Annotated in this window: 20 protein-coding genes; 10 read left to right on the top strand and 10 right to left on the bottom strand. The window is 70.1% G+C overall.

What is annotated here, in order from left to right:
* Window positions 1-3: 3 nt before the first annotated feature.
* Genes ASC98_RS02450 through ASC98_RS02440 form a run of 3 tightly spaced genes read right to left on the bottom strand, consistent with a single transcriptional unit; the run spans window position 4 to window position 3,328 of the window.
* The gene (locus ASC98_RS02450; RefSeq protein ID WP_056803949.1) at window positions 4-612 is read right to left on the bottom strand and encodes a DUF4337 domain-containing protein; all 609 of its coding nucleotides are present in this window, start codon (window positions 610-612) and stop codon (window positions 4-6) included.
* The gene (locus tag ASC98_RS02445) at window positions 612-1,307 is read right to left on the bottom strand and encodes a lysoplasmalogenase (RefSeq protein WP_056803946.1); all 696 of its coding nucleotides are present in this window, start codon (window positions 1,305-1,307) and stop codon (window positions 612-614) included. The genes ASC98_RS02450 and ASC98_RS02445 overlap by 1 nt, the downstream gene beginning before the upstream one ends.
* Window positions 1,304-3,328 (bottom strand): UvrD-helicase domain-containing protein, encoded by a 2,025-nt coding sequence (locus ASC98_RS02440; protein ID WP_082541819.1) that lies wholly within the window; start codon window positions 3,326-3,328, stop codon window positions 1,304-1,306. The genes ASC98_RS02445 and ASC98_RS02440 overlap by 4 nt, the downstream gene beginning before the upstream one ends.
* Window positions 3,329-3,492: 164 nt before the next feature.
* Between ASC98_RS02440 and ASC98_RS02435 the strand changes: the two genes are divergently transcribed.
* Together ASC98_RS02435 and ASC98_RS02430 are read left to right on the top strand one after the other, a co-directional pair.
* Complete coding sequence (locus ASC98_RS02435) at window positions 3,493-5,004, top strand: alkaline phosphatase (protein ID WP_056803940.1); 1,512 nt, start codon at window positions 3,493-3,495, stop codon at window positions 5,002-5,004.
* Window positions 5,005-5,075: 71 nt separating this feature from the next.
* Window positions 5,076-5,507 (top strand): PilZ domain-containing protein, encoded by a 432-nt coding sequence (locus tag ASC98_RS02430; protein ID WP_056803937.1) that lies wholly within the window; start codon window positions 5,076-5,078, stop codon window positions 5,505-5,507.
* 6 nt (window positions 5,508-5,513) lie between these two features.
* On the opposite strand, the gene ASC98_RS02425 is transcribed toward ASC98_RS02430, so the two are convergent.
* Complete coding sequence (locus tag ASC98_RS02425) at window positions 5,514-6,221, bottom strand: glutathione S-transferase (RefSeq protein ID WP_056803934.1); 708 nt, start codon at window positions 6,219-6,221, stop codon at window positions 5,514-5,516.
* A gap of 62 nt (window positions 6,222-6,283) precedes the next feature.
* Between ASC98_RS02425 and ASC98_RS02420 the strand changes: the two genes are divergently transcribed.
* The 4 genes from ASC98_RS02420 to ASC98_RS02405 all read left to right on the top strand — a co-directional run bounded on the left by ASC98_RS02420 (window position 6,284) and on the right by ASC98_RS02405 (window position 10,145).
* Entirely contained in the window at window positions 6,284-6,859 is a 576-nt protein-coding gene (locus ASC98_RS02420; RefSeq protein WP_082541818.1) for an SRPBCC family protein, read from the top strand.
* Window positions 6,860-6,890: 31 nt separating this feature from the next.
* Entirely contained in the window at window positions 6,891-7,871 is a 981-nt protein-coding gene (locus ASC98_RS02415) for an AEC family transporter (RefSeq protein WP_056803931.1), read from the top strand.
* A 102-nt stretch (window positions 7,872-7,973) separates the two neighbouring features.
* Window positions 7,974-9,455 carry a catalase gene (locus tag ASC98_RS02410; RefSeq protein ID WP_056803928.1) on the top strand — a complete coding sequence of 494 codons (1,482 nt, stop codon included), beginning with the start codon at window positions 7,974-7,976 and terminating at the stop codon, window positions 9,453-9,455.
* A 180-nt stretch (window positions 9,456-9,635) separates the two neighbouring features.
* Window positions 9,636-10,145, top strand: coding sequence for a DinB family protein (locus ASC98_RS02405; RefSeq protein ID WP_056803925.1), 510 nt, complete (start codon window positions 9,636-9,638; stop codon window positions 10,143-10,145).
* 4 nt (window positions 10,146-10,149) lie between these two features.
* Here the strand turns inward: ASC98_RS02405 and ASC98_RS02400 are convergent, their stop codons facing one another.
* Window positions 10,150-10,971 carry a zinc-dependent peptidase gene (locus ASC98_RS02400; protein ID WP_056803921.1) on the bottom strand — a complete coding sequence of 274 codons (822 nt, stop codon included), beginning with the start codon at window positions 10,969-10,971 and terminating at the stop codon, window positions 10,150-10,152.
* 144 nt (window positions 10,972-11,115) lie between these two features.
* On the opposite strand from ASC98_RS02400, the gene ASC98_RS02395 reads away from it, so the two are divergent.
* Window positions 11,116-12,267, top strand: a complete 1,152-nt coding sequence (locus ASC98_RS02395) for an NAD(P)/FAD-dependent oxidoreductase (protein WP_056803918.1) — start codon at window positions 11,116-11,118, stop codon at window positions 12,265-12,267.
* 208 nt (window positions 12,268-12,475) lie between these two features.
* On the opposite strand, the gene ASC98_RS02390 is transcribed toward ASC98_RS02395, so the two are convergent.
* Window positions 12,476-14,575 carry a primosomal protein N' gene (locus ASC98_RS02390; RefSeq protein ID WP_235581143.1) on the bottom strand — a complete coding sequence of 700 codons (2,100 nt, stop codon included), beginning with the start codon at window positions 14,573-14,575 and terminating at the stop codon, window positions 12,476-12,478.
* Window positions 14,576-14,944: 369 nt separating this feature from the next.
* Window positions 14,945-16,003, bottom strand: coding sequence for a uroporphyrinogen decarboxylase (gene hemE, locus ASC98_RS02385; RefSeq protein WP_056803915.1), 1,059 nt, complete (start codon window positions 16,001-16,003; stop codon window positions 14,945-14,947).
* 48 nt (window positions 16,004-16,051) lie between these two features.
* On the opposite strand from hemE, the gene cysK reads away from it, so the two are divergent.
* Genes cysK through creC form a run of 3 tightly spaced genes read left to right on the top strand, consistent with a single transcriptional unit; the run spans window position 16,052 to window position 19,114 of the window.
* Window positions 16,052-16,972: a cysteine synthase A gene (cysK, locus tag ASC98_RS02380; RefSeq protein WP_056803913.1), complete on the top strand. Its 921-nt coding sequence runs from the start codon at window positions 16,052-16,054 to the stop codon at window positions 16,970-16,972.
* The gene (gene creB, locus ASC98_RS02375) at window positions 16,969-17,682 is read left to right on the top strand and encodes a two-component system response regulator CreB (RefSeq protein ID WP_056803910.1); all 714 of its coding nucleotides are present in this window, start codon (window positions 16,969-16,971) and stop codon (window positions 17,680-17,682) included. The genes cysK and creB overlap by 4 nt, the downstream gene beginning before the upstream one ends.
* 1 nt (window position 17,683) lies before the next feature.
* Window positions 17,684-19,114, top strand: coding sequence for a two-component system sensor histidine kinase CreC (gene creC / locus ASC98_RS02370; protein ID WP_056803907.1), 1,431 nt, complete (start codon window positions 17,684-17,686; stop codon window positions 19,112-19,114).
* A 23-nt stretch (window positions 19,115-19,137) separates the two neighbouring features.
* On the opposite strand, the gene ASC98_RS02365 is transcribed toward creC, so the two are convergent.
* The 3 genes from ASC98_RS02365 to ASC98_RS02355 form a co-directional block, all read right to left on the bottom strand.
* Window positions 19,138-19,614, bottom strand: a complete 477-nt coding sequence (locus ASC98_RS02365) for an SgcJ/EcaC family oxidoreductase (RefSeq protein ID WP_056803904.1) — start codon at window positions 19,612-19,614, stop codon at window positions 19,138-19,140.
* Between the two features lie 159 nt (window positions 19,615-19,773).
* Entirely contained in the window at window positions 19,774-20,457 is a 684-nt protein-coding gene (locus ASC98_RS02360) for a response regulator transcription factor (RefSeq protein ID WP_200953000.1), read from the bottom strand.
* Window positions 20,454-22,058 carry a cell wall metabolism sensor histidine kinase WalK gene (locus ASC98_RS02355; RefSeq protein WP_056804776.1) on the bottom strand — a complete coding sequence of 535 codons (1,605 nt, stop codon included), beginning with the start codon at window positions 22,056-22,058 and terminating at the stop codon, window positions 20,454-20,456. Before ASC98_RS02355 ends, ASC98_RS02360 begins: the two co-directional genes overlap by 4 nt.
* Window positions 22,059-22,088 lie beyond the last annotated feature (30 nt).

The raw sequence follows: 22,088 nt of genomic DNA, 5'->3' as shown, positions 1-22,088 counted from the left end.
GGTTCAGCTGAGCAGCCTGACCAGCGCATCGGGGTGGATGCCCAGGCCGCCCAGGCCCGCGACACCCATCAGCATGCCGAAGCCCATCGGCACGCAGGCCAGCCAGTACAGCCACCACAGTTGCGTCAGCGCCGTCACCGCGAGCAGCGCGATCGCGATCGCGAGCAAGGCGTCCGACAGGTCGAACTGGTCGTCGCGGAAGTTCAGCGCGTCATAGGTCTTCTGGTCCTGTTCGGCCTGCGCCTTGACCTCGAGCTTCTTCTTCAGCTGGTCGGCCGCCAGCGCCTGGTAGCGCACGATCTCGGTGTCGTAGGCCGCCGCCTCGGCCCCGCTGCGGCCGGCCCGCGCGAGGCGCAACTGCGTCAGCGTGGCCTCGGCCACCTCCTGCCGCACATTGCGGGCCTGGTAGTAGGACCAATGGTCCAGCTTGTCCGCCTGCGCCTGCTGCATCGCCTGCACGATGTTGTCGTCCTTGACCTTGCAGATGCCCATGAAGGTCGCGAGGATCGCCACGCTGATCGCCACCGTCGCATTGAGGCGCGCATTGCGCCGCGCCGCCGCCGAGGCCTCCTCGCGCAGCGACTCCACCGTCTGAACCGGATCCACGTCCATCACTTCTGCTCCGACAACGATTCGTTCGACTTCTCCGCGCGCATCGACACCACGATCAGCCATTGCGCCGCCCAGTAGGTCCCCAGGACGAACAGCGCCGACAACGGCAGCGGCGCGCCGAACCGGTCGGTGGCCAGCAACGCGTCCGACGCGACGAACACCGCACCGCCGATCGCGGCATGGCGCGCGAGCCGCACCGCCTGCCCATCGCCGCCGGCATGCGCCGCATGCCACGCGCACATCGCCTGCGCCGCCATCGCCGACAGGCAGGCCACATAGGCCAGTACCGGCAGCCGCAGCGCCGACGGCACGCCGCTCCACAGCAGCGCCAGGATCGCGCCGGCCAGCACCGCATACGCGGCGAACGCCACCGGCCACGCCGCGAAGCGCACCCCGCGCGTGAAGGCCACGATGTAGGCCAGGTGCGCCAGCAGGAACGCCACCAGCCCCGGCAGGAAGCCCTGCACCGGCCACAGCAGCGCCACATCGCCCACCAGCGACAGCCCGAGCCCGACGCGGATCCAGCGCCGCCGCGCCGGGGCATCGGCCCCGCGCGGCCATGCGAACGCGATGACCAGCAGCGTGGTCAGCGGCTTGAAGACGAACAGCCAGTGCGACGCGATCAGCCCGTCGCCGGCCGCGATCGCCAGCACGGCGCTGGCGAGCACGGCGAGCGCCCATCCGGCCGGCTTCATGCCGCCCCCGGCGCCGCGGCCTTCGCCTGCTCGGCGCGCGCCAGCGCCGCGGCGCGCAGCGCCTTCAGCTTCTCGCGCGGGTCTTCCTTCGGGCCGGCCTCGTGCAGCTTCATCTCGCCGATGAAGCGGCTCGGGATGCCCTGCACGAAATCGCGCCCGCGCTTGCGGCGGCGCAGCGTGCTGACCGCCAGCGTCGTGCGCGCCCGCGTGATGCCGACGTACATCAGCCGGCGCTCTTCCTCGAGCCGCTGCGGCGTCATCTCTTCGTCGTCGCTGCGGAACGGCAGCAGCCCTTCATTGACGCCGGCCAGCACCACATGCGGCCATTCGAGGCCTTTCGATGCATGCAGCGTCGACAGCGTGATCACGTCCTGTTCCTCGCCGCGCTCGGCCAGGCTCATGATCACCGAGATGGTCTGCGCGACGTCGAGCACGCTGGTGCGCTCGGTCTCGATGCTCATGCCGCCGTCGTTCTCGATCTCGCCGCCGCAGCGTTTGGCGATCCAGTCGATGAAGTCGATCACGTTCGACCAGCGCGAGGCTGCGACCTTCTCGCTGTCGTCGCCGTCGTACAGGTGCTTCTCGTAGTCGATGTCCTTCAGCCAGCCCATCAGCAAGGCCTTCGCATCTTCCGAGCCGGTGGTGTGGCGGGCGCGGTACTCGAAGTCGCTGATGTAGCGGCCGAACTCGTGCAGCGAGCCGATCGCGCGCGCATTGATCGCGGTGCCCAGGCTCTCGGCGAACAGCGCCTCGTACAGGCTGGTCTTCCACTTGCCGGCGAACTCGCCGAGGCTGCCCAGCGTCTGGTGGCCGATGCCGCGCTTCGGCGTGGTCACCGCGCGCAGGAACGCCGGGTCGTCGTCGTTGTTGACCAGCAGCCGCAGCCAGGCGCACAGGTCGCGGATCTCGGCGCGGTCGAAGAAGCTCTGCCCGCCCGACACCTTGTACGGCAGCTCGGCCTTGCGCAGCGCCTTCTCGAACACCCGCGCCTGGTGGTTGGCGCGGTACAGGATCGCGAAATCCTTGAACTGCACGCCGTCGGCCGCGCCGTTGGCCCGGATCGCCTGGATGCGCGCGACCGCGCGCTCGGCCTCGTGCTCCTCGTTGTCGCACTCGACCAGCTGCACCGGCTCGCCGTCGCCGAACGCGCTCCACAGCTTCTTCTCGAACAGCTTCGGGTTGTGGCCGATCACGTTGTTGGCCGCACGCAGGATGTGGCCGGTGGAGCGGTAGTTCTGCTCCAGCGGGATCACCTTCAGCGCGGTGTATTCCTGCGGCAGCCGGCGCAGGTTCTCGATGGTCGCGCCGCGCCAGCCGTAGATGCTCTGGTCGTCGTCGCCGACCGCGGTGAACATGCCGCGTTCGCCGACGATGCTCTTCAACAGCTCGTACTGGATCGCATTGGTGTCCTGGTATTCGTCGACCAGCACGTAGCGCAGCGTGTTCTGCCAGGTCGCGCGGGCTTCGTCGTCGCGCTTCAGCAGCCGGTACGGCAGGCCGATCAGGTCGTCGAAGTCGACCGCCTGGTAGGCCGCGAGCCGCTCCTCGTAGCGCTTCATCACCTTCTGCGCGACCGCATCGTCGTCGGTCTCGGGCTTCACGTCGTCGCTGGTCAGGCCCTCGTTCTTCCACAGGCTGATGGTCCACTGCCAGCGGCGCGCCATTGCGACGTCGGTGGTGCCGCCGGCGTCCTTCAGGATGCCGAGCACGTCGTCGCTGTCGAGGATGCTGAACTTCTCCTTCAGGCCGAGACGTGCGCCCTCGGCACGCAGGATGCGCACGCCCAGCGAGTGGAAGGTGCTGACCACCAGGTGCTTCGCGGCGCGCGCGCCGATCAGCGACTTGGCACGCTCGCGCATTTCCTGCGCGGCCTTGTTGGTGAAGGTGATCGCGGCGATCTGGCCCGGCGCATAGCCGGCCTGCAGCAGCCGCGCGATCTTGTGCGTGATGACCCGCGTCTTGCCCGAACCGGCGCCGGCCAGCACCAGGCACGGGCCCGACAGATGCTGCACCGCCTCCATCTGGGCGTTGTTCAGCGTGGAGACGGAATCGGGGGAGGAGGACACGGGGGACGGCTTCGGAAGGGGAGTCGCATCGATCATAGGCGAGCGTCTGCCGCGGGGATGCCGCGCGACTGTGATAGAACAAACGCGATCCCCCTCGACACTTCCTGCCTGCCGACGCCATGAGCCCCTCTTCCTTCGACCGCCGCCGCCTTCTGCAATGGGCCGCGGCCGGCGCCGGTGCGCCGTTGTTCGTGCGCAGCGCACGTGCCGCCGACATCGACCGCTTCGCACTCGGCATCGCCTCCGGTTCGCCACGCGCCGACAGCGTGGTGCTGTGGACGCGGCTGATCGGCGACGACCTGCCGCCGCGCGTGCCGGTGCAGTGGGAGCTGGCGCGCGACGAGGCCTTCACGCAGGTCGTCGCGCGCGGCACCGAGACCGCCGAGGCCGCCTGGGGCCACAGCGTGCATGCGCAGCCGCGCGAGCTGGCACCGTCGCGCGGCTACTTCTACCGCTTCAGCGCGCTCGGCGCGCGCAGCGCGACCGGCCGCACCCGCACCGCGCCGCCGCCGGGCGCGAACGAATCGCTGGCCTTCGCGATCGCGTCGTGCCAGCGCTGGGACCACGGCCACTTCGCCGCCTGGCGCCACCTGGCCGACGAGGCGCCCGACGTGGTCGTCTTCCTCGGCGACTACATCTACGAATACGCGCCGGTGGCCGGCCGCGTGCGCCTGCACGAAGGCGGCGGCGAGGCGACGACGCTCGCGCAATACCGGGCCCGCTATGCGCAGTACAAGGGCGATGCCGACCTGCAGCGCATCCACGCCGCCGCGCCGTGGATCGTGACCTGGGACGACCACGAGGTCGCGAACGACTACGCGAACGACCTGGCGGACGCGGCCGCGCCGGATTTCCTCGCGCGCCGTGCCGCGGCCTACCAGGCCTGGTGGGAGCACATGCCGTTGCCGCCGTCGTCGCGGCCGGTGCGCGCGAACGCGCAGGTGTTCGACCGCTACGACTGGGGCGCGCTGGCGCGCTTCCATGTGCTCGACGACCGCCAGTACCGCGACCACCAGGCCTGCCAGAAACCGGGCCGCGGCGGCGGCGGCACCTACGACCTCGCGGCCTGCCCCGAGCTGGTGGCGCCGGGCCGCACGATGCTCGGCAGCGCGCAGGAGCGCTGGCTGGACGATGGCCTCGCGCGCAACGACGCCGGCTGGAACCTGATCGCGCAGCAGACGCTGATGGCGCCGTTCACCTGGACGAAGGAAGGCCGCTTCTGGACCGACGGCTGGTCCGGCTACCCGGCCGCGCGCGAGCGGCTGCTGGACACGCTGGCCGAGCGGCGCGCCGCGAACCCGGTGGTGCTGAGCGGCGACGTGCACTGCAACTACGTCGCCGACCTGAAGCGCCGCCCCGGCGATGCGGCGCCGCTGGCCACCGAGTTCTGCGGCACGTCGATCACCAGCCACGGCATGGCGCAGGCCCGGCTCGATCCGGCGCTGCCGCTGAACCCGCACATCCGCTACGCGCGCAGCGAGGAGCGCGGCTACATGAGCTTGCGGCTGACCCCGCAGCGGCTCGACGCCACGCTGCGCGTCGTCAGCGATGCGAACGACCCGCGCGCGACGATCCGCAGCGCGGCGCGTTTCAGCGTCGAGGCCGGCCGGGCGGGTGCGCAGATCGGATAAAGCAAGCGAGTCCCCCCCTTCAAATGGGTTATTGGCGCGGCGGACGCAGATCGCGAATACTGGCGCCGACCATGAGACAGTTCATCCGCCACCCCGTCGACCTGCCGGTCCAGATCGGCTCCGGAAATCTGCATGGCCCGGCCGCGGCCCACGCGCACGACATCAGCGCCGGCGGTCTCGCGGTGCATGTCGACCGCGCCGTGGCGCCGGGCGCGCATGTGCGCATCCGCATTCCGTATGTGCAACCGGCCTTCGAGGCCGATGCGCGCGTCGCGTGGTGCGAGCCGAGCGAGATCGACGGCTACGAGCTGGGGGTGACCTTCCTCGATGCCGAGGTCGCGTTCCTCGCGCGCATGGTCGAGCAGGTCTGCCACATCGAGGACTACCGCCAGTCGGTCGGCCGCATCGAGGGCCGGCAGCTCACGGCCGAGGAGGCCGCGATGGAATGGATCGAACGCTATGCGGGCGAGTTTCCGGCGATCGCGGCCGGGCAGCGGCACTGACGTCCGCTACCGGGCGGGGCTGGTGCGCAGGTCCTGCAGCAAGGTGCCGGCGGCGCGGACTTCCTCTTCGTGGCCTTCGTGGCGCCACGGTTCGGCCAGTGCCTCGGCGTACCACGCCTGCATTGCCGGCAAGGCCAGCAGGCGCGCGAGGTACTCGCCGGAACGCGCCGACAGCGCCGGCGAATAGGTCTGCGCCCGGAACGCCAGCGGCGCGAAGAACGCATCCACCGCGGTGAAGTGCGGGCCCGCGAGGAACGGCCCGCCGAAGCGGACGAGCCCCTGGTCCCACAACGCCGACAGCCGGTCCCATTCGGCCTGCAACGCGGGCGGCCAGGGGTCGATCCGCACGCGCACGCCACAGGTCATCGAACAGAGGTTGCGCACCGTGAAGAAACCGGAGTGCATCTCGGCGGCCGCGCTGCGCGCCCAGGCGCGTGCGTTGCGGTCCGCCGGCCAGGCCTGCGGATGCGCCTCGGCCAGGTACTCGATGATCGCCAGCGAATCCCAGACCACCGTCTCGCCATCGACCAGGCACGGCACCTTGCCCGATGGCGAGAAGCCGCCGAACACCTCCGCCTGCGAGCCGGCGCCGAACGGCACCAGCTGCTCGTCGAACGGGATCGCCAGCGTGCGCATCAGCACCCAGGGGCGCAGCGACCAGGACGAGTAGTTCTTGTTGGCGATGAACAGCTTCAGCGGGGGTTGTGCGGGCATGCCGCAGTGTAGGCAAAACGGTGCCGCGTGCAGACCCGGGCCGGCAGGCTTAGCATCGCCTGATGGACTTCCGTCGCGCCGTCGCCTTCGCCATGTGGCTGCTGTGCCCGATGGCGCAGGCCCAGCCGGTCGACGTGCAGGTGCTGCTGCAAGGCGACAAGGTGGTGCTCGACGTCAGCGCGAGCGTCGCCGCCGAGCGCGAGCAGGTGTGGGCGGTGCTGACCGATTACGAGCACATGGCGGGCTTCGTCTCGAACCTGAAGTCGAGCGCGGTGATCGGCCACGACAACAACGCGCTGCAGGTCGAGCAATCCGGCGAAGCGCGCCACGGCCTGCTGCACTTCGCGTTCCACAGCGTTCGCTCGGTCGAGCTGGTCGCGCCGCAGGAGATCCGCTCGCACCTGGTCAGCGGCGACTTCAAGAGCTACGAGGCGACGACCCGGTTGATCGTCGAGGACGGCGGCCGCACGCGGATCGCGTTCCACGGCGAGTACGTGCCGAACCGCTGGGTGCCGCCGGGCATCGGGCCGTCGTTGATTCGATCGGAGACCGGCAAGCAGTACGACGAGCTGATCGCCGAGATCCGCCGCCGCAAGAACGCGGCGGTGCCGCCGGCTGCACCGGCCTCTGCCCCCTGAAGGACCTGCGCAAGGCGATACTTGCGGCCCTGTGCAGTCCATCCTCGCCGTCACGATTCCCTTTTTCGCCCTGGTGCTGTGCGGCTACCTCGCCGCCCGCCAGCACGTGCTGCCCGAGGCCGCGATCCCCGGCCTCAACGCCTTCGTGCTGTTCTTCGCGCTGCCGTGCATGCTGTTCCGCTTCGGCGCGAGCATGCCGTTCGCGCAGCTGATCGACCCGGCGCTGATCGGCGTCTATGTCGTCTGCGCGCTGCTGGTGGTGGCGCTGGCCATCGCGCTCGCGATGAAGGGCGGCCTCGACCTGAAGAACGCCGCCTTCGGCGCGCTGGTGGCTGCGTTCCCGAACACCGGCTTCATGGGCGTGCCGCTGCTGGCCGCGCTGCTGGGCGAGCGCGCCGCCGGGCCGGTGATCGGCACCGTGCTGGTCGACCTGCTGCTGACCAGCTCGCTGTGCGTGGCGCTCGCGCAATCGCGCCGGCACGACGGCACGCCGCACGGCGACCTCGGCGTCTCGCTGCGGCGCGCGCTGCGCGGCGCGCTCGGCAACCCGCTGCCGTGGGCGATCGGCCTCGGTGCGCTGCTGGCGGCCAGCGGGCGCGAACTGCCGGGACCGGTGACGCAGATCGTCAAGATGCTCGGCGATGCGGCGACGCCGGTCGCGCTGTTCACGATCGGTGCCGTGCTGTGGCGCGCCGGCCAGCACGCGCACAGCCGCACGCCGGCCGGGCACTACCTGCCGATCGCGCTGGTCAAGCTGTTCGTGCACCCGCTGCTGGTGTTCGGCCTCGGGCTCGTGGCCCGGCGGGCCGGCCTCCCGATCAGCGACTTCGGCCTCGTCGTGCTGACGCTCGCGGCAGCGCTGCCGAGCGCCAGCAGCGTCTCGCTGCTGGCCGAGCGCTACCGCGCCGACAACGGACGCATCGCGCGGATCATCCTGTCCAGCACGGTGCTGGCCTTCGCGAGCTTCTCGCTGCTGGCCGCGTGGCTGGTGCCGCGGGCCGGCGCGGCGTAGCGTGAGATAGCGATTGAGATTCGCTATGAACGGTCTTTGAGCAATTGAATTTACAGAAGGGCTTGGCTTTCTGACACTGACGGGACCGAACCAGGAGCCCGCATGAGCCAAGACACTTCCCGACTGACCACCGCCTCCGGCATCGCCGTCGAGGACAACCAGAACTCGATCACCGCCGGCCCGCGCGGCCCGGTGCTGCTGCAGGATTTCCACCTGATCGAGAAGCTGCAGCACTTCAACCGCGAGCGCATCCCCGAGCGCGTGGTGCATGCCAAGGGCTCGGGCGCCTACGGCACCTTCACCGTCACGCACGACATCAGCCGCTACACGAAAGCGCGCCTGTTCAGCGCGATCGGCAAGCAGACCGAGACCTTCGTGCGCTTCTCGACCGTCGGCGGCGAGAAGGGCAGCGCCGACACCGAGCGCGACCCGCGCGGCTTCGCGCTGCGCTTCTACACCGAAGACGGCAACTGGGACCTGGTCGGCAACAACACGCCGATGTTCTTCATCAAGGACGCGATCAAGTTCCCCGATTTCATCCACACGCAGAAGCGCGATCCGCAGACCAACCTGAAGTCGGCGACGATGATGTGGGACTTCTGGAGCAAGGCGCCGGAGAGCCTGCACCAGGTCACGATGCTGTTCAGCGACCGCGGCACGCCGGACGGCTACCGCCACATGGACGGCTTCGGCAGCCACACCTTCAGCCTGATCAACGCCGGCGGCGAGCGCGTGTGGGTCAAGTGGCACCTGAAGACGCAGCAGGGCATCAGGAACCTGTTGCCCGAGGACGCGGCGAGGCTGGCCGGCACCGATCCCGACCATGCGCAGCGCGACCTGTTCGGCGCCATCGCGTCGGGCGACTTCCCGAAGTGGAACGTCTTCATCCAGGTGATGACCGAGGCCGAGGCGGTGGCGTGGGAAGCGCGCACCGGCTGGAACCCGTTCGACCTGACCAAGGTGTGGCCGCACAAGGACTTTCCGCGCATCCCGGTCGGCGTGCTCGAGCTGAACCGCAACCCGGTGAACTACCACGCCGAGGTCGAGCAGGCCGCGCTGTCGCCGGCGAACGTGGTGCCGGGCCTGGGCTTCAGCCCCGACAAGATGCTGCAGGGTCGCTTGTTCGCGTACCACGATGCGCAGCTGTACCGCGTCGGCACCAACCACCAGCACCTGCCGGTGAACCGGCCGCGCTGCCCGGTGAACCACCAGCAGCGCGACGGCAGCATGGCCGGCACGGCGGGCGACACCAACGGCAGCAGCGCCGCGCAGAACTACGCGCCGGTGCAAGCGGGCGGCGTGGCGCCGACGGGCTTTGGCCATGGCGATGCCGGCTGGGCGTTGAACGGCACGGCCGGCCGCTACGACGAACGCGGCCAGTCGGACGACTTCACCCAAGCCGGCAACCTGTTCCGGCTGCTGCCGGCCGACGAGAAGGAGCGCCTGACGAGCAACATCGCGAACGCGATGCGCGGCGTGCCGTCGGACGAGATCCGCCAGCGCCAGATCGAGCACTTCACGAAGGCCGATCCGGCCTACGGCGCCGCGGTGGCCCGCAAGCTGGCCGAAGGGGGTGCGCGATGAAGACCGTCCGCCTCGCCGTCGGGATGCTGATCAACGGCCTCGGCTTCGGGATCCTGATCACCCACTGGATTGGATGACCCACCCCCGAGGCGCTGCGCGCCTCCCCCTCGAGGGGGCGCCCCCAGTGGCCCGGCAAAGCCGGTTCCACGGGGGCCGCTGGATCGGTCGCATACTGCCGCCATGCATGCCGCCACGCTGAACGCACTCGCCAGTTTTCCCGACCAGCTCGCTGCCTTCTACGCCGAGGTTCCGCCCGGGTACGAGACCTTCGTGCCCGACAGCTGGGACGGCGTGCCGAGCGAGGCCCTGTCGCCGCTCGCGCAGCTGTGCCACGTGCGCGACATCGAGATCGACGGCTACCACGTGAGGTTGCAGCGCACGCTCGATGAAGACCGGCCGCTGCTCGCATCGATCGACACCGATGCGCTCGCGATCGCGCGCGGCTACGCGCAGGCCGATGCGGCACAGGTGCTGGCGACGTTCCGGTTGGCGCGCGAGCAGACGATGGCACTGCTGCGGCGCATCGAGCCGCCGCAGTGGGAGCGCACTGCCGTGTTCGACGGCTATGGCGCGCTGACGCTGCGCAGCCTGGTGCACTACCTCGCGAGCCACGACCAGCAGCACCTGGCCGGGCTGCAGTGGCTGCTCGGCAAGATCGACGCGGCGCGTGCCGCGTCGGCCGTCAGCTGAAGGCCTACCAGCTGAGCGGATTGACGCGGTAGAAGCGGCTCAGCTCGGCGAACAGCGCCGGGTGCTGCGCGGCCATCAGCGGCGCCTGCTCGAAGAACACCTCGCTCGCGACCGCGAAGAACTCGGCCGGGTTGGTGGCGCCGTAGTGGCTCATCAGCGTGGCCTCGCCGCGCTCGGCCTGCTGTTGCAGCAGCGCGAACTCGCTGCCGAACACCTGCGCCCAGCGCGCCCGGTGGCGGCGGCCGATCCACGGCGCGCCGTTCGCATCGCCGTTCTCCTGGTCGAGCTGGTGCGCGAACTCGTGGATCACGACATTGCGGCCGTCATCGGCGGCGGCCGCGCCTTCCAGCGCGTCGTGCCACGACAGGATCACCTGGCCTTGCGACCACGATTCGCCGGCGAGCACCTGGCGCTGCTCCTGCAGCACGCCGGCCGGGCCGGTGTGCACCTTGTCGACGACGAAGGCGCCGGGGTAGACCAGCACCTGGCTCAGGTTCGGGAAGTAGCCGGGCCGGCGCTTGTTCAGCAGCAGCAGGCAAGCCTGCGCGGCGATCGTCACCTTCATCTCCTCGGTGACCTGCAGCCCGCCGCAGCCGATGAACACCTTCTCGGCGAGGAACACCTGCATGTGCTTCTTCAGCTGCAGCTGCAGGTCGGCCGGCATGCCGCGCACATACGGCACGTGACGGCGCAGGACCTGGCGCCAGTCGGCCGGGAACGGGCGGGCGCGCACGCGGCGGCGGCGCAGTTCGATCCAGAACGGCTCGCCGATCAGCCAGGCGACGAAGGCGCCGACGAGGAGCACGACGATGATGAGGGTCAGCATGGTGCGGTGTCCTGGTCGGTGGTAGTTCCCACGTGGGCCCGGGTGGCGGCATTTCAATGCGAGGGCCGTGCGCCAAAGTTGGCTCGAAAGGTAACGGCCTGGCCCCGCTGCTACAGTGGCGACCGCTTTTCAAGGCCCGCGCCCATGTCACACCCCATCGTCATCCTCGGCACCGGCCTCGCCGGCTTCACGCTCGCGCGCGAACTGCGCAAGCTCGACACCACGACGCCGCTCGTCATCGTCAGCCGCGACCACGCCGGCTTCTATTCGAAGCCGATGCTGTCGAACGCGCTGGCCGGCAAGAAGACCGCGGCCTCGCTGGTGATGAAGCCGGCCGAGAAGATGGCGGCCGAGTTGAATGCGACGCTGCGGTCGAACGCGGTCGTCGCGCGCATCGATACCGCGGCGCAGGGGGTCGAGCTGGACGGCGGCGAGACGATCGCGTACCGCGACCTGGTCCTCGCGCTCGGCGCCGACCCGATCCGCGTGCCGCTGGCCGGCGATGGTGCCGACGACGTGCTGTCGGTCAACGACCTCGACGACTACGCGCGCTTCGCCGACCGGCTCGACGGCGTGCAGCGCGTCGCGATCCTCGGTGCCGGACTGATCGGCTGCGAATTCGCGAACGACCTGCTGGCACGCGGCATCGCGCCGACGGTGATCGATCTCGCGCCGCGCGCGCTGCCGCGGCTGCTGCCAGAGCAGGCCAGCACGCGGCTGCGCGAGAAGCTCGAGTCGGCGGGCGTCGGCTTTCGCTTCAACACCTCGGTGGCGTCGGTGCAGCGCGACGGCAGCGGTTTCATGCTGACGCTGAAGGACGGCAGCACGCTGGCCGCGGACCTGGTGCTGTCGGCGGTGGGCTTGCGCCCGCGCACGGCGCTCGCGCACGCGGCCGGCATCACCACCAACCGCGGCATCGTGACGAACCGGCTGCTCGCGACCAGCGCGCCGAACGTGCATGCGCTCGGCGATTGCGCCGAGGTCGACGGCCACACGCTGCCGTACGTGATGCCGATCATGCAGCAGGCGCGTGCCTTGGCCGCGACGCTGGCCGGCAAGCCGACCCCGGTGCTTTACCCGGCGATGCCGGTGATCGTGAAGACACCGGCCTGCCCGACGGTGGTGTGCCCGCCGCCGCTCGATGCGTCGGGTGCGTGGACGGTGACCCTCAGCGACGACGGCTGCGATGCGCGCTTCCACAGCGGCGACGGGCAGTTGCTCGGCTTCGCGTTGCTGGGCAGTGCGACGGCGCAGCGGCAGGCGCTGGTGCCGCAGGTGCCGGGCTTGCTGGTCTGATCCAGCCCAACCCGGATTCGCGCAGCACCGGCGCTTCGACAGGCTCAGCCCGAACGGGATGAGTTCTGCTCGAACGGAGAATCAGTCCGTTCGCCCTGAGCCTGTCGAAGGGCTGGGCTGAGCCTGTCGAAGCCCTCGGGCCAGGGCACCCACCCTTCGACACGGGCCTTCGACAAGCTCAGTCCCTGCTCAGGGCGAACGGGTGGGGTCAGATCGCCAGCGGATCCACATCCAGCGCCCAGCGCAGCACGCCTTTGTGCTCGCTGCGCAGCGACGGCAGGCTCGCGACCCACGACGTCAGCACCCGCTGCAGCACCCCGCGCGACGGCCCCTCGATCAGCATCTGCATGCGCTCGACGTTCGCGACGCGTGCGATGCTGGTCGGCACCGGCGGGTAGATCAGCAGCTGGTCGGCGCCTTCGAACTGGCTCGCCAGGTCCGACGCCGCCTGCAGGAAATCGCGCGCCGCCTGCGCGGTGCGCGCCTCGGCCCGCAGCAGCGCCAGGTGCGTGAACGGCGGCAGCCCTGCCATCTCGCGTTCCTTCAACTGCTGCGCCGCAAAGGCCGCGTAGTCGTGCGTGCGCAGCGCCTGGTACAGCGCATGCCGCGGGTGCCAGGTCTGCACCCACATCTCGCTCGCGCCCGCTTGCGCCGCGTCGCGCCCGGCCCGCCCTGCGGCCTGCATCAGCAGCGAGAACACCCGCTCCGGCGCCCTGAAATCGCTGCTGAACAGCGCACTGTCGGGATCGACCGCCGCCACCAGCGTGATGCGCCGGAAGTCGTGCCCCTTGGCCACCATCTGCGTGCCGACCAGCACGTCGACGTTGCCGTCGTGCACCGCCGACAACTGCGCTTCGAGCGAGCCCTTCAACCGCGTCGAATCGGCATCGATGCGGGCGATGCGCGCGCCCGGCAGCGCCTGCGCGAGCTGCTCCTCGAGCCGCTCGGTGCCGCGGCCCATCGGCGCGATGTCGAGGTTGCCGCAATCGGGACAGGCGCGCGGCACCGGCTGCGTCAGGCTGCAGTGGTGGCAGCGCAGCGTGCGGTCGACGCGGTGGAACACCCGGAACGCGCTGCAGTTCGGACAGCCGCTCTTCCAGCCGCATTCGCCGCAGTGCAGCACCGGCGCATAGCCGCGCCGGTTCAGGAACAGCATGCTCTGCTCGCCGCGCTCAAGCCGCGCGCCGAGCGCGGCCACCAGCTGCGGCGACAGCGCGGTGCTGATGCCCTTGATCTTCGGCAGCAGGTTCATGTCGACCAGCCGCACCGCCGGCAGCGCGCCGCCGCCGATGCGGTGGCCCATCGTCAACCGGGTGTAGCGGCCCTGCTCGGCGCGCTGCCAGCTCTCGATCGACGGCGTGGCCGAGCCGAGCACGACACAGGCGCCTTCGAGCTTGCCGCGGTACACCGCGAGGTCGCGGGCCGAATAGCGCGCGCCTTCCTGCTGCTTGTACGACGGGTCGTGTTCTTCGTCAACGACGATCAGGCCCAGGCGCGGCAGCGGCGCGAACACCGCCAGCCGCGTACCGAGCACCAGGTCGGCCAGCCCGAGGTGCGCCGCGAGCCAGTGCTTGAGCCGCTGCGCCGGCGTCAGCCCACTGTGCAGCGAAACGATGCGCCGCGGCGACGGCCCGCTGCCGAAGCGCTCGGCGAAGCGGGCCTCGAGCTGCGGCGTCAGGTTGATCTCCGGCACCAGCACCAGCACCTGCTGGCCGGCGGCGAGCGCCCGCTCCGCAGCCCGCAGGTAGACCTCGGTCTTGCCGCTGCCGGTCAGGCCGTGCAGCAGCACGACCGGCGCCGAGCCCGGCGTGTGCAGCGCCTGCAGCTGGTCGAGCACGGCGGCCTGGTCGGCGTTCAGCTCCGGCGCCGGCACGGCCGTGGCGCTCGGCCGGGGCTCCGCCGCCATCGCCTTGCGCAGGCGGGCGATGCGGTTCGCGAGCTGGGCGTCGTCGAGCTTGCGCAATTCGGGCGGCAGCACCGCCAGCGCCATCTCGCCGACGCTGCGCTGGTAGTAGGCGGCCGCAAAACCGACCAGCTCGCACCAGCGGGTGCTCAGCGGCGGCAGCGCGTCCAGCATCTGCGCGATCGGTTTCAGCGCCAGCGACGGCTCGCTGCCGGCCTCGCCGGGCCAGACGATGCCCGGCACCTCGCGCCGTCCCAGCGGCACGCGCACCAGGGTTCCTGGCGGTAGCGTGCGCTCGCTCAGGTAGTCCAGCGTGCCCTGCAACCCGCTGTGCTGCGGGGTCTCGACCGCGACCGGCAACGCCGTGGCGAGCTCGGCAGGAATCGGGGGTGAGTTATCGGCCAAAGCTAGAGTGACTCACAGGAAATCCATCTAAGTCGCTGATACAAAAGGCGTTTTGGAGCTTTCCCCGCGTTCTGTGGATAACTTTGTGGGAAACCTGCAGAGAGCCGCGCTAAGTTCTTGATCTGTTTGGCCTCTGCTTGCGTTGCTCACTTTCGCGGCAATTTTCAGACTCAATGAAATCAACAACTTAGCGCATGCACCAGGATTTGGCAGTGACACTCGCTGAGCTTCGCAGCGGCATTCGTCACATTCAGCGTTTTGGGGATAAGTCAAGCTCCGTGCAAACGTACCTGGGGAAATCACTCCCCCCAGAAGCCCGGCGATCGTTACAGCGCCCGACGGTGTCGGATGACACGGCGCGCGGCCGATTCAGCGCCGCGACGCCTCGTGCACCGCATCGACCAGCACCGAGACATGCTCCGGCGGCGTGTGCTGGCTGATGCCGTGGCCGAGGTTGAAGATGTGGCCGGTGCGGTCCGGCCCGTAGCTCTGCAGCGTGCGCTCGACCTCGGCGCGGATCTGCGCCGGCGGCGCGAACAGCACGTTCGGGTCCAGGTTGCCCTGCAGCGCGACCCGGCCGCCGGTGCGCTGGCGCGCCTGGCCGAGGTTCACCGTCCAGTCGAGCCCGACCACGTCGGCGCCGGTGCCGGCGATCTGTTCGAGCCACGGGCCGCCGCCCTTGGTGAACACGATGTGCGGGATGCGCTGCCCCTCGTGTTCCTTCTTCAGCTGGCCCAGCACGCGCTGCGTGTAGGCGAGGCTGAAAGCCTGGAATGCGCCGTCGGCCAGCACGCCGCCCCAGCTGTCGAAGATCATCACCGCCTGGGCGCCGGCCTCGATCTGGGTGTTCAGGTAGAGCGCGACCGCATCGGCGTTGATCGCCAGCATGCGGTGCATCAGGTCGGGGCGGCTGTACAGCATGGTCTTCACCAGCCGGTAGTCGTCGGAGCCGGCGCCTTCGACCATGTAGCAGGCGAGCGTCCACGGGCTGCCCGAGAAACCGATCAGCGGCACCCGGCCGTTCAGCGCGCGGCGGATCGACGTGACCGCGTCGAACACGTAGCGCAGCTTGTCCATGTCGGGCACCGCGAGCTGGTCGACCGCGGCCTCGTCGCGCACCGGCGACGCGAACTTCGGGCCTTCGCCGAGCGCGAAACTCAGGCCCAGACCCATCGCGTCCGGCACGGTCAGGATATCGCTGAACAAGATGGCTGCATCGAGCGCATAGCGTTCGAGCGGCTGCAGCGTCACCTCGGTGGCGTAGTCGGTGTTGGTGGCGAGGCCCATGAAGCTGCCGGCCTTCGCGCGGGTGGCGCGGTACTCCGGCAGGTAGCGGCCGGCCTGGCGCATCAGCCAGACCGGCGTGTGGTCGGTGGGCTGGCGCAGGCAGGCGCGCAGGAAGGTGTCGTTCTGAAGCGGTGCAAACATCGGCGAATTATCGCGCCCATAATTTGCGGTCCAACGACGGAGGTTTTCATGCTCGCATCGAACGTTCTGCAGACCATCGGCAACACGCCGCACATCCGCATCAACCGCCTGTTCGGCGGCACGCACCAGGTCTATGTGAAGAGCGAGCGCTCGAACCCCGGCGGCTCCATCAAGGACCGCATCGCGCTCGCGATGGTCGAGGCGGCCGAGGCGAGCGGCAAGCTGAAGCCCGGCAGCACGATCATCGAGCCGACCTCGGGTAACACCGGCGTCGGCCTCGCGATGGTCGCCGCGGTGAAGGGCTACAAGCTGGTGCTGGTGATGCCCGAGAGCATGAGCGTCGAGCGCCGCCGCCTGATGCTCGCCTACGGCGCGACCTTCGTGCTGACGCCGCGCGAGAAGGGCATGAACGGCTCGATCGCGCGCGCCAACGAGCTGGTGGCCGAAACGCCCGGCGCCTGGATGCCGCAGCAGTTCGACAACCCGGCCAACATCGACATCCACGTGCGCACCACCGCCGAGGAGATCGCCGCCGATTTCCCGAGCGGCATCGACGCGTTGGTCACCGGCGTCGGCACCGGCGGCCACATCACCGGCTGCGCGAAGGTGCTGAAGGCGCGCTGGCCGAAGCTGAAGGTGTTCGCGGTCGAGCCGACGCTGTCGCCGGTGATCAGCGGCGGCAAGCCCGGGCCGCACCCGATCCAGGGCATCGGCGCCGGCTTCATCCCGAAGAACCTGCACGTCGACCTGCTCGACGGCGTGATCCAGGTCGAGCCCGATGCCGCGAAGGAGATGGCGCGCCGCGCCGCGCGCGAAGAAGGGCTGCTGGTCGGCATCTCGTCGGGCGCGACGCTGGCCGCGATCGCGCAGAAGCTGCCCGAGCTGGCGGCCGGCGCGACGGTGCTCGGTTTCAACTACGACACCGGCGAGCGCTACCTGTCGATCGAAGGCTTCCTGCCGACCGAATGAAGCCGCGCATCCTGATCGTCGAAGACGAACCCGGCATCGCCGACACGCTGCAGTACGCGCTGCGCACCGACGGCTTCGAGCCGGCCTGGGTGGCCACCGGCGAAGAGGCCGTCGCGCAGGTGCAGGCGCAGCCGCCTGCCTTGGTGATCCTCGACGTCGGCCTGCCCGACACCAACGGCTTCGAGGTGTTCAAGCGCATCCGCGCGCTCGCCGACGTGCCGGTGGTGTTCCTGACCGCGCGCAGCGACGAGATCGACCGCGTGGTCGGGCTGGAGCTGGGCGCTGACGACTACGTCGCGAAGCCGTTCTCGCCGCGCGAGCTGGTGGCGCGCGTTCGCACGGTGCTGAGGCGTGCAACGAAGCCGGCGCCGGCACCGATCGCTGCGGCCGGGCCGGTGCTGCCGATCGCGATCGACGACGGCCGGCGGCAGATCCGCTTCTACGGCCAGCTGCTGGAGCTGTCGCGCTACGAATACGGCCTGCTGAAGACGCTGGTCTCGCGGCCGGGCCATGTGTTCTCGCGCGACACGCTGCTCGAGCGCGTGTGGGACGACGCCACCGAAAGCCTGGACCGCACGGTCGACGCGCACGTGAAGACGCTGCGCGCGAAGATGAAGCTGGTCGCGCCGGGGCTGGAGCCGATCAAGACGCACCGCGGCACCGGCTACGCGCTGGCCGAGGACCTGCCGGCCACGAAGCCGGAGAGCTGACATCTCGAAGCGAACGCGGATCTTCGTCGGCATCCTGCTCGCCTACGCGTTCGGCGTCGGCGTGCTGATGTACCGCCTGCTCGGCGACATCGACCCGCGCTACCGCGAGTCGGCCGAGGAGTCGCTGGTCGAGACCGCGCACCTGATCGCCGCGACGCTCGAAGCCTCGTCGACGGACGGCACGCTGCGCGCGCAGACGCTCGCGCCGGTGTTCGAGTCGCTGTATGCGCGCCGCTTCAAGGCCGACATCTTCGGCTTCGAGAAGACGCGGGTCGAGCTGCGGCTGATCGTCACCGACCGCGCCGGCAAGGTGGTCTACGACTCGACGCAGCGCCACCTCGGCGAGGACTACGCGCAGTGGCACGACGTCTGGCGCGCGCTGCAGGGCGAGTACGGCGCGCGCACCACGCCCGACATCGACAACGACAACCGCACCGCGGTGATGTACGTGGCCGCGCCGGTGCGTGCGCGCAACGAGATCATCGGCGCGGTCAGCGTCGGCAAGCCGGTGCAGAGCTTCGGGCAGTTCGTCGATGCGGCGCGGCGCAAGACGCTGCTGGTCGGCATGACCTCGGTGGTCGCGGTGCTGCTGCTGGTGGTGATCGTCTCGGTGTGGCTGGTGCGGCCGTTCGGGCTGATCGCCGACTACGTGCGCTATGTGCGCTCGCAGCGCAGCTTCAGCCTGCCGCGGCTCGGCCGGCGCGCGCTCGGCGCGATCGGCGCCGCCTACGACGAGATGCGCGACGCCTTGGCCGGCCGCAACTACGTGGCCGACTACGTGCAGACGCTGACGCACGAGGTCAAGAGCCCGCTGTCGGCGATCCGCGGCGCGGCCGAGCTGCTGCAGGAGCCGATGCCCGATGCCGACCGGGCGCGCTTCGTCGCCAACATCGCGCGCGAGACGCACCGCATTCAGGAGCTGGTCGACCGGATGATGGAGCTGACCGCACTGGAGTCGCGGCGCAGCCTGGAGCGGCGCGCGCCGGTCGCGCTGCGGCCGCTGGTCAACGAGATCGCCGCGAGCGCCCAGGCGGCCGCGGCCACGCGAAAGCTGACGATCGTGGTCGAGGACGGGCCCGACGCGAGCGTCGACGGCGATGCCTTCCTGCTGCAGCGCGCGCTGTCGAACCTGCTCGACAACGCGCTCGATTTCTCGCCCGAGGGCGGCACGGTGCGGCTGTCGCTGCAGATCAACCGGCGCAGCGTGGACCTGCGCGTGCAGGACAGCGGGCCCGGCATTCCCGACTACGCCGAATCGAAGGTGTTCGAGAAGTTCTATTCGCTCGCGCGGCCGCATTCGCGCAAGAAGAGCACCGGGCTCGGGCTCTCGTTCGTCAGCGAGATCGCCGAACTGCACGAAGGGCGCATCACGCTGAAGAACGCGGTAGCCGGCGGGGCCATCGCGACACTGTCGCTGCCGCTTGGCGCCTGACGGGCAGCCGTCAGGCGCCGCCGTCACTTGCCCGCGCCGCCCTCCGGCATCGCCGACGAGTGGTGGTGCGCAATCAGCCAGCTGCCGTTCTGCCATTCGTAGACGTAGGTGTAGCGGGCATGCACCTGCTTGCCGCCCTTCAGCGTGAAGGTGTAGGTGCCGACGTCCTGCACGACGTTGCAGCCGATCTTGATGATGCGGCGGTCGATCCTGCCCTGCGGCGAGTTCTTCAGGAACTTGACGAAGTAGTCGCGGATCTCGGCCGGGTTCGTGCGCGGCGTGTCCGACACGGTGGGCAGCAGCACGCCGTCGCTCGCATAGTTCGCGACGACCTTGTCCGGATCGAGCGTGCGCAGCGAATCGTTCCAGCGGTCGAACAGGGCCGCGACCTGCTTGTCGTCGGTGGGCTGGCAGGCCTGGGTGGACGGCGTCTGCGCCAGGGCAGCGGTCGACAGGCTGAATCCGATCGCGGGAAGGAGAGCTGCTCTCAGCAGGTTCATGAAGGGTCCTCGTCTGGTTGGATGACACCGCCTCGGCGGCGCTGCACCGCGTCGCGATGCATGGAGGCCATTGTTCGAGCGACCCATGAACGGGACCCGTGCGCCGCGATGAACGGCCGCTGACGCCGAAATGAACGCCGGATGAACGGCGGCGCGCCGTCAGCCGGGCTGCGCGTCGAGCCGGTAGCCCAGCCCGCGCACCGTCTTGATCAGCGCCAGCGCATGGCCCTCGTCCACCTTGGCGCGCAGGCGGCGCACGTAGACGTCGACCACGTTGGTCAGCGGATCCTCGTTCGTGCCCCAGACGTTCGAGAGGATGCGTTCGCGGCTGTACACGCGCCCCGGCGCGCTCATCAGCAGTTCGAGGAACGCAAGTTCCCGCGCCGTCAGCGCGATCGGCCTGCCGGCCCGGCTCGCCTGCATGCGTTCGAGGTCCAGCACCAGGTCGGCCACCTGCAGGCTGCTGGCGCGCGGGCGCTGCTCGCGGCCACGCCGCAGCAGCGCCTCGATGCGCGCCAGCAGTTCCTCGAACGCGAACGGCTTGGTCAGGTAGTCGTCCGCACCGAGGCGCAGGCCGTTCACCTTGTCCTCGAGCTTGCTCATCGCGGTGAGCATCAGCATCGGCACGTGGCACCCCTCGGCACGCAGCGTCTGGCACAGCTCCAGGCCACTCAGCCCGGGCAGCATCAGGTCCAGGATCAGCAGCGACGGCGCGGTGCTGCGCGTCAGTTCGAGCCCCTGCGGCCCGGTGCGGGCGAGCTGCACGGCATAGCCTTCGGCCTTCAGGCCGCGCATCAGGAAATCGGCGACGCGGACGTCGTCCTCGACCACCAGCAGGTTCATCGGCATGGCAGCTCGATGCACACGGTGGTGCCCTCGTCGACGCGGCTGTCCAGGCGGATCTCGCCGCGATGCGCCCGCACGATGGCCTGCGCGATCGATAAACCGATGCCGGTGCCGTCGGGCCGGTGCGAGCGCGCCCGGCGGCCGCGCACGAAGCGCTCGAAGACGAGCGGCAATTCCTCGGCATCGATGCCGATGCCGTCGTCCTTCACCAGGACCTCGATGCGGTCGTCGCGCAGCTGCCAGCCCAGGCGCACCGTGCCGCCGCGCCGCGAGTAGCGGACCGCATTGTCGAGCGCGATCACCACGGCCTGTCGCAGGCGGTCGGCGTCGGCGTGCACGGTGGCGTTGCGGGCGGCTTCCTGCGCCGGCTCGTCGAGGTGCACGCTGACCCCGTGCTGCGCACCGAGCGCTTCGGCCTGTTCCGCCGCGTCGCCGAGCAGCGCCGGCAGGTCGACCGCATCGAAGCGCATCGCGAGCTGCTCCGCCTCGGCCCGCGCGATCAGCAGCAGGTCGTCGATGACGCCGGCCAGCTGCGTCACGCCGCCGACGATGCGCGACAGCGTCTGCTTGTAGTCGGCAGGCGCCTTGTCGGCGCCGCGCAGCGCGATCTCCGCCTCGCCCCGGATGGCGGTGGCCGGCGTGCGCAGCTCGTGGCCCAGGTCGGCGAAGAGTTGGCGGCGGCGCGCGTCGATGTGCTGCAGCGCCTCGTGCGCCGTGCTCAGTTCGCGCGTGCGTGCCTGCACCGCATCTTCCAGGCGCTGCCGCGCCGCGTCGGCCTCGCTGCGGTGCTGCTGCAGCTCGGCGGCCATCGCGTTGAAATGCCCGGCCAGGCGGTCGAACTCGTCGCCCGAACCGATCGCCACGCGGTGACCCAGGTCGCCGGATTGCAGCGCCTGGATGCCCGCGAGCAGGCGGTCGAGCGGCCGCTGCAGGCGCCGGCCCAGGTGCACCGCCAGCCCGACTGCCGCGACCAGCGTGACCAGCACCATGGCGCCGCTCTGCAGCCGCAGCAGGTCCAGGCCGCGTTCGGTGGCGGCGCGCGCGGTCGGCACCACGCTGCGCTGGCGCTCGATCGCGCCGTTGACCAGTTCGCGCAGGTCGCGGCCGCGGGCGGTGTCGAACACCTGGTTGAGTTCGCGCCAGACGGTGCTGAACTCGCTGCCGCGATCGAGCGGCGCCAGCTGCAACAGCCGTGCACGGACGGCCACGATGTTGTCGTCCAGCAGCTCGGTGACGGTCACCAGCTGCGCCACCTCGGGCGGCACCGGCACGCCATCGTCGGCCGCAAGTTCGCGCCGGGCCTCGAGGTCGCGCGCCGCCAGCTTCTTCAGGTCGGCCGCGCTGGCCTGCATCTGGGCCAGCAGCCGGTCCCGCGCCTCGAGCGAGGCGTCGGCGCCCATCAGCTGCTGCGACGCCCAGACGCGCAACCGCTGCTTGTTGGCCGACAGCGCGAGCAACTCGGACAGGATGTCGCTCGCGAGCCGGCTGTGCTGCGCATACGCATGCACCCGGGTCGCCCCCCAGCGGACGGCCACCGCCTGGAGGCAGACCAGGGCGACCAGGGCGGCCAATGCGAGCGACAGGCGGATGCGGAACATGCCCGACTCTATCGCCAGCGGCTTGCCTTT

This window comes from Rhizobacter sp. Root1238, assembly GCF_001425825.1.
Taxonomy (GTDB): Bacteria; Pseudomonadota; Gammaproteobacteria; order Burkholderiales; family Burkholderiaceae_C; genus Rhizobacter.
Note: the sequence above shows the minus strand (reverse complement) of the source record. Positions and strands in the feature narration are given on the sequence as shown.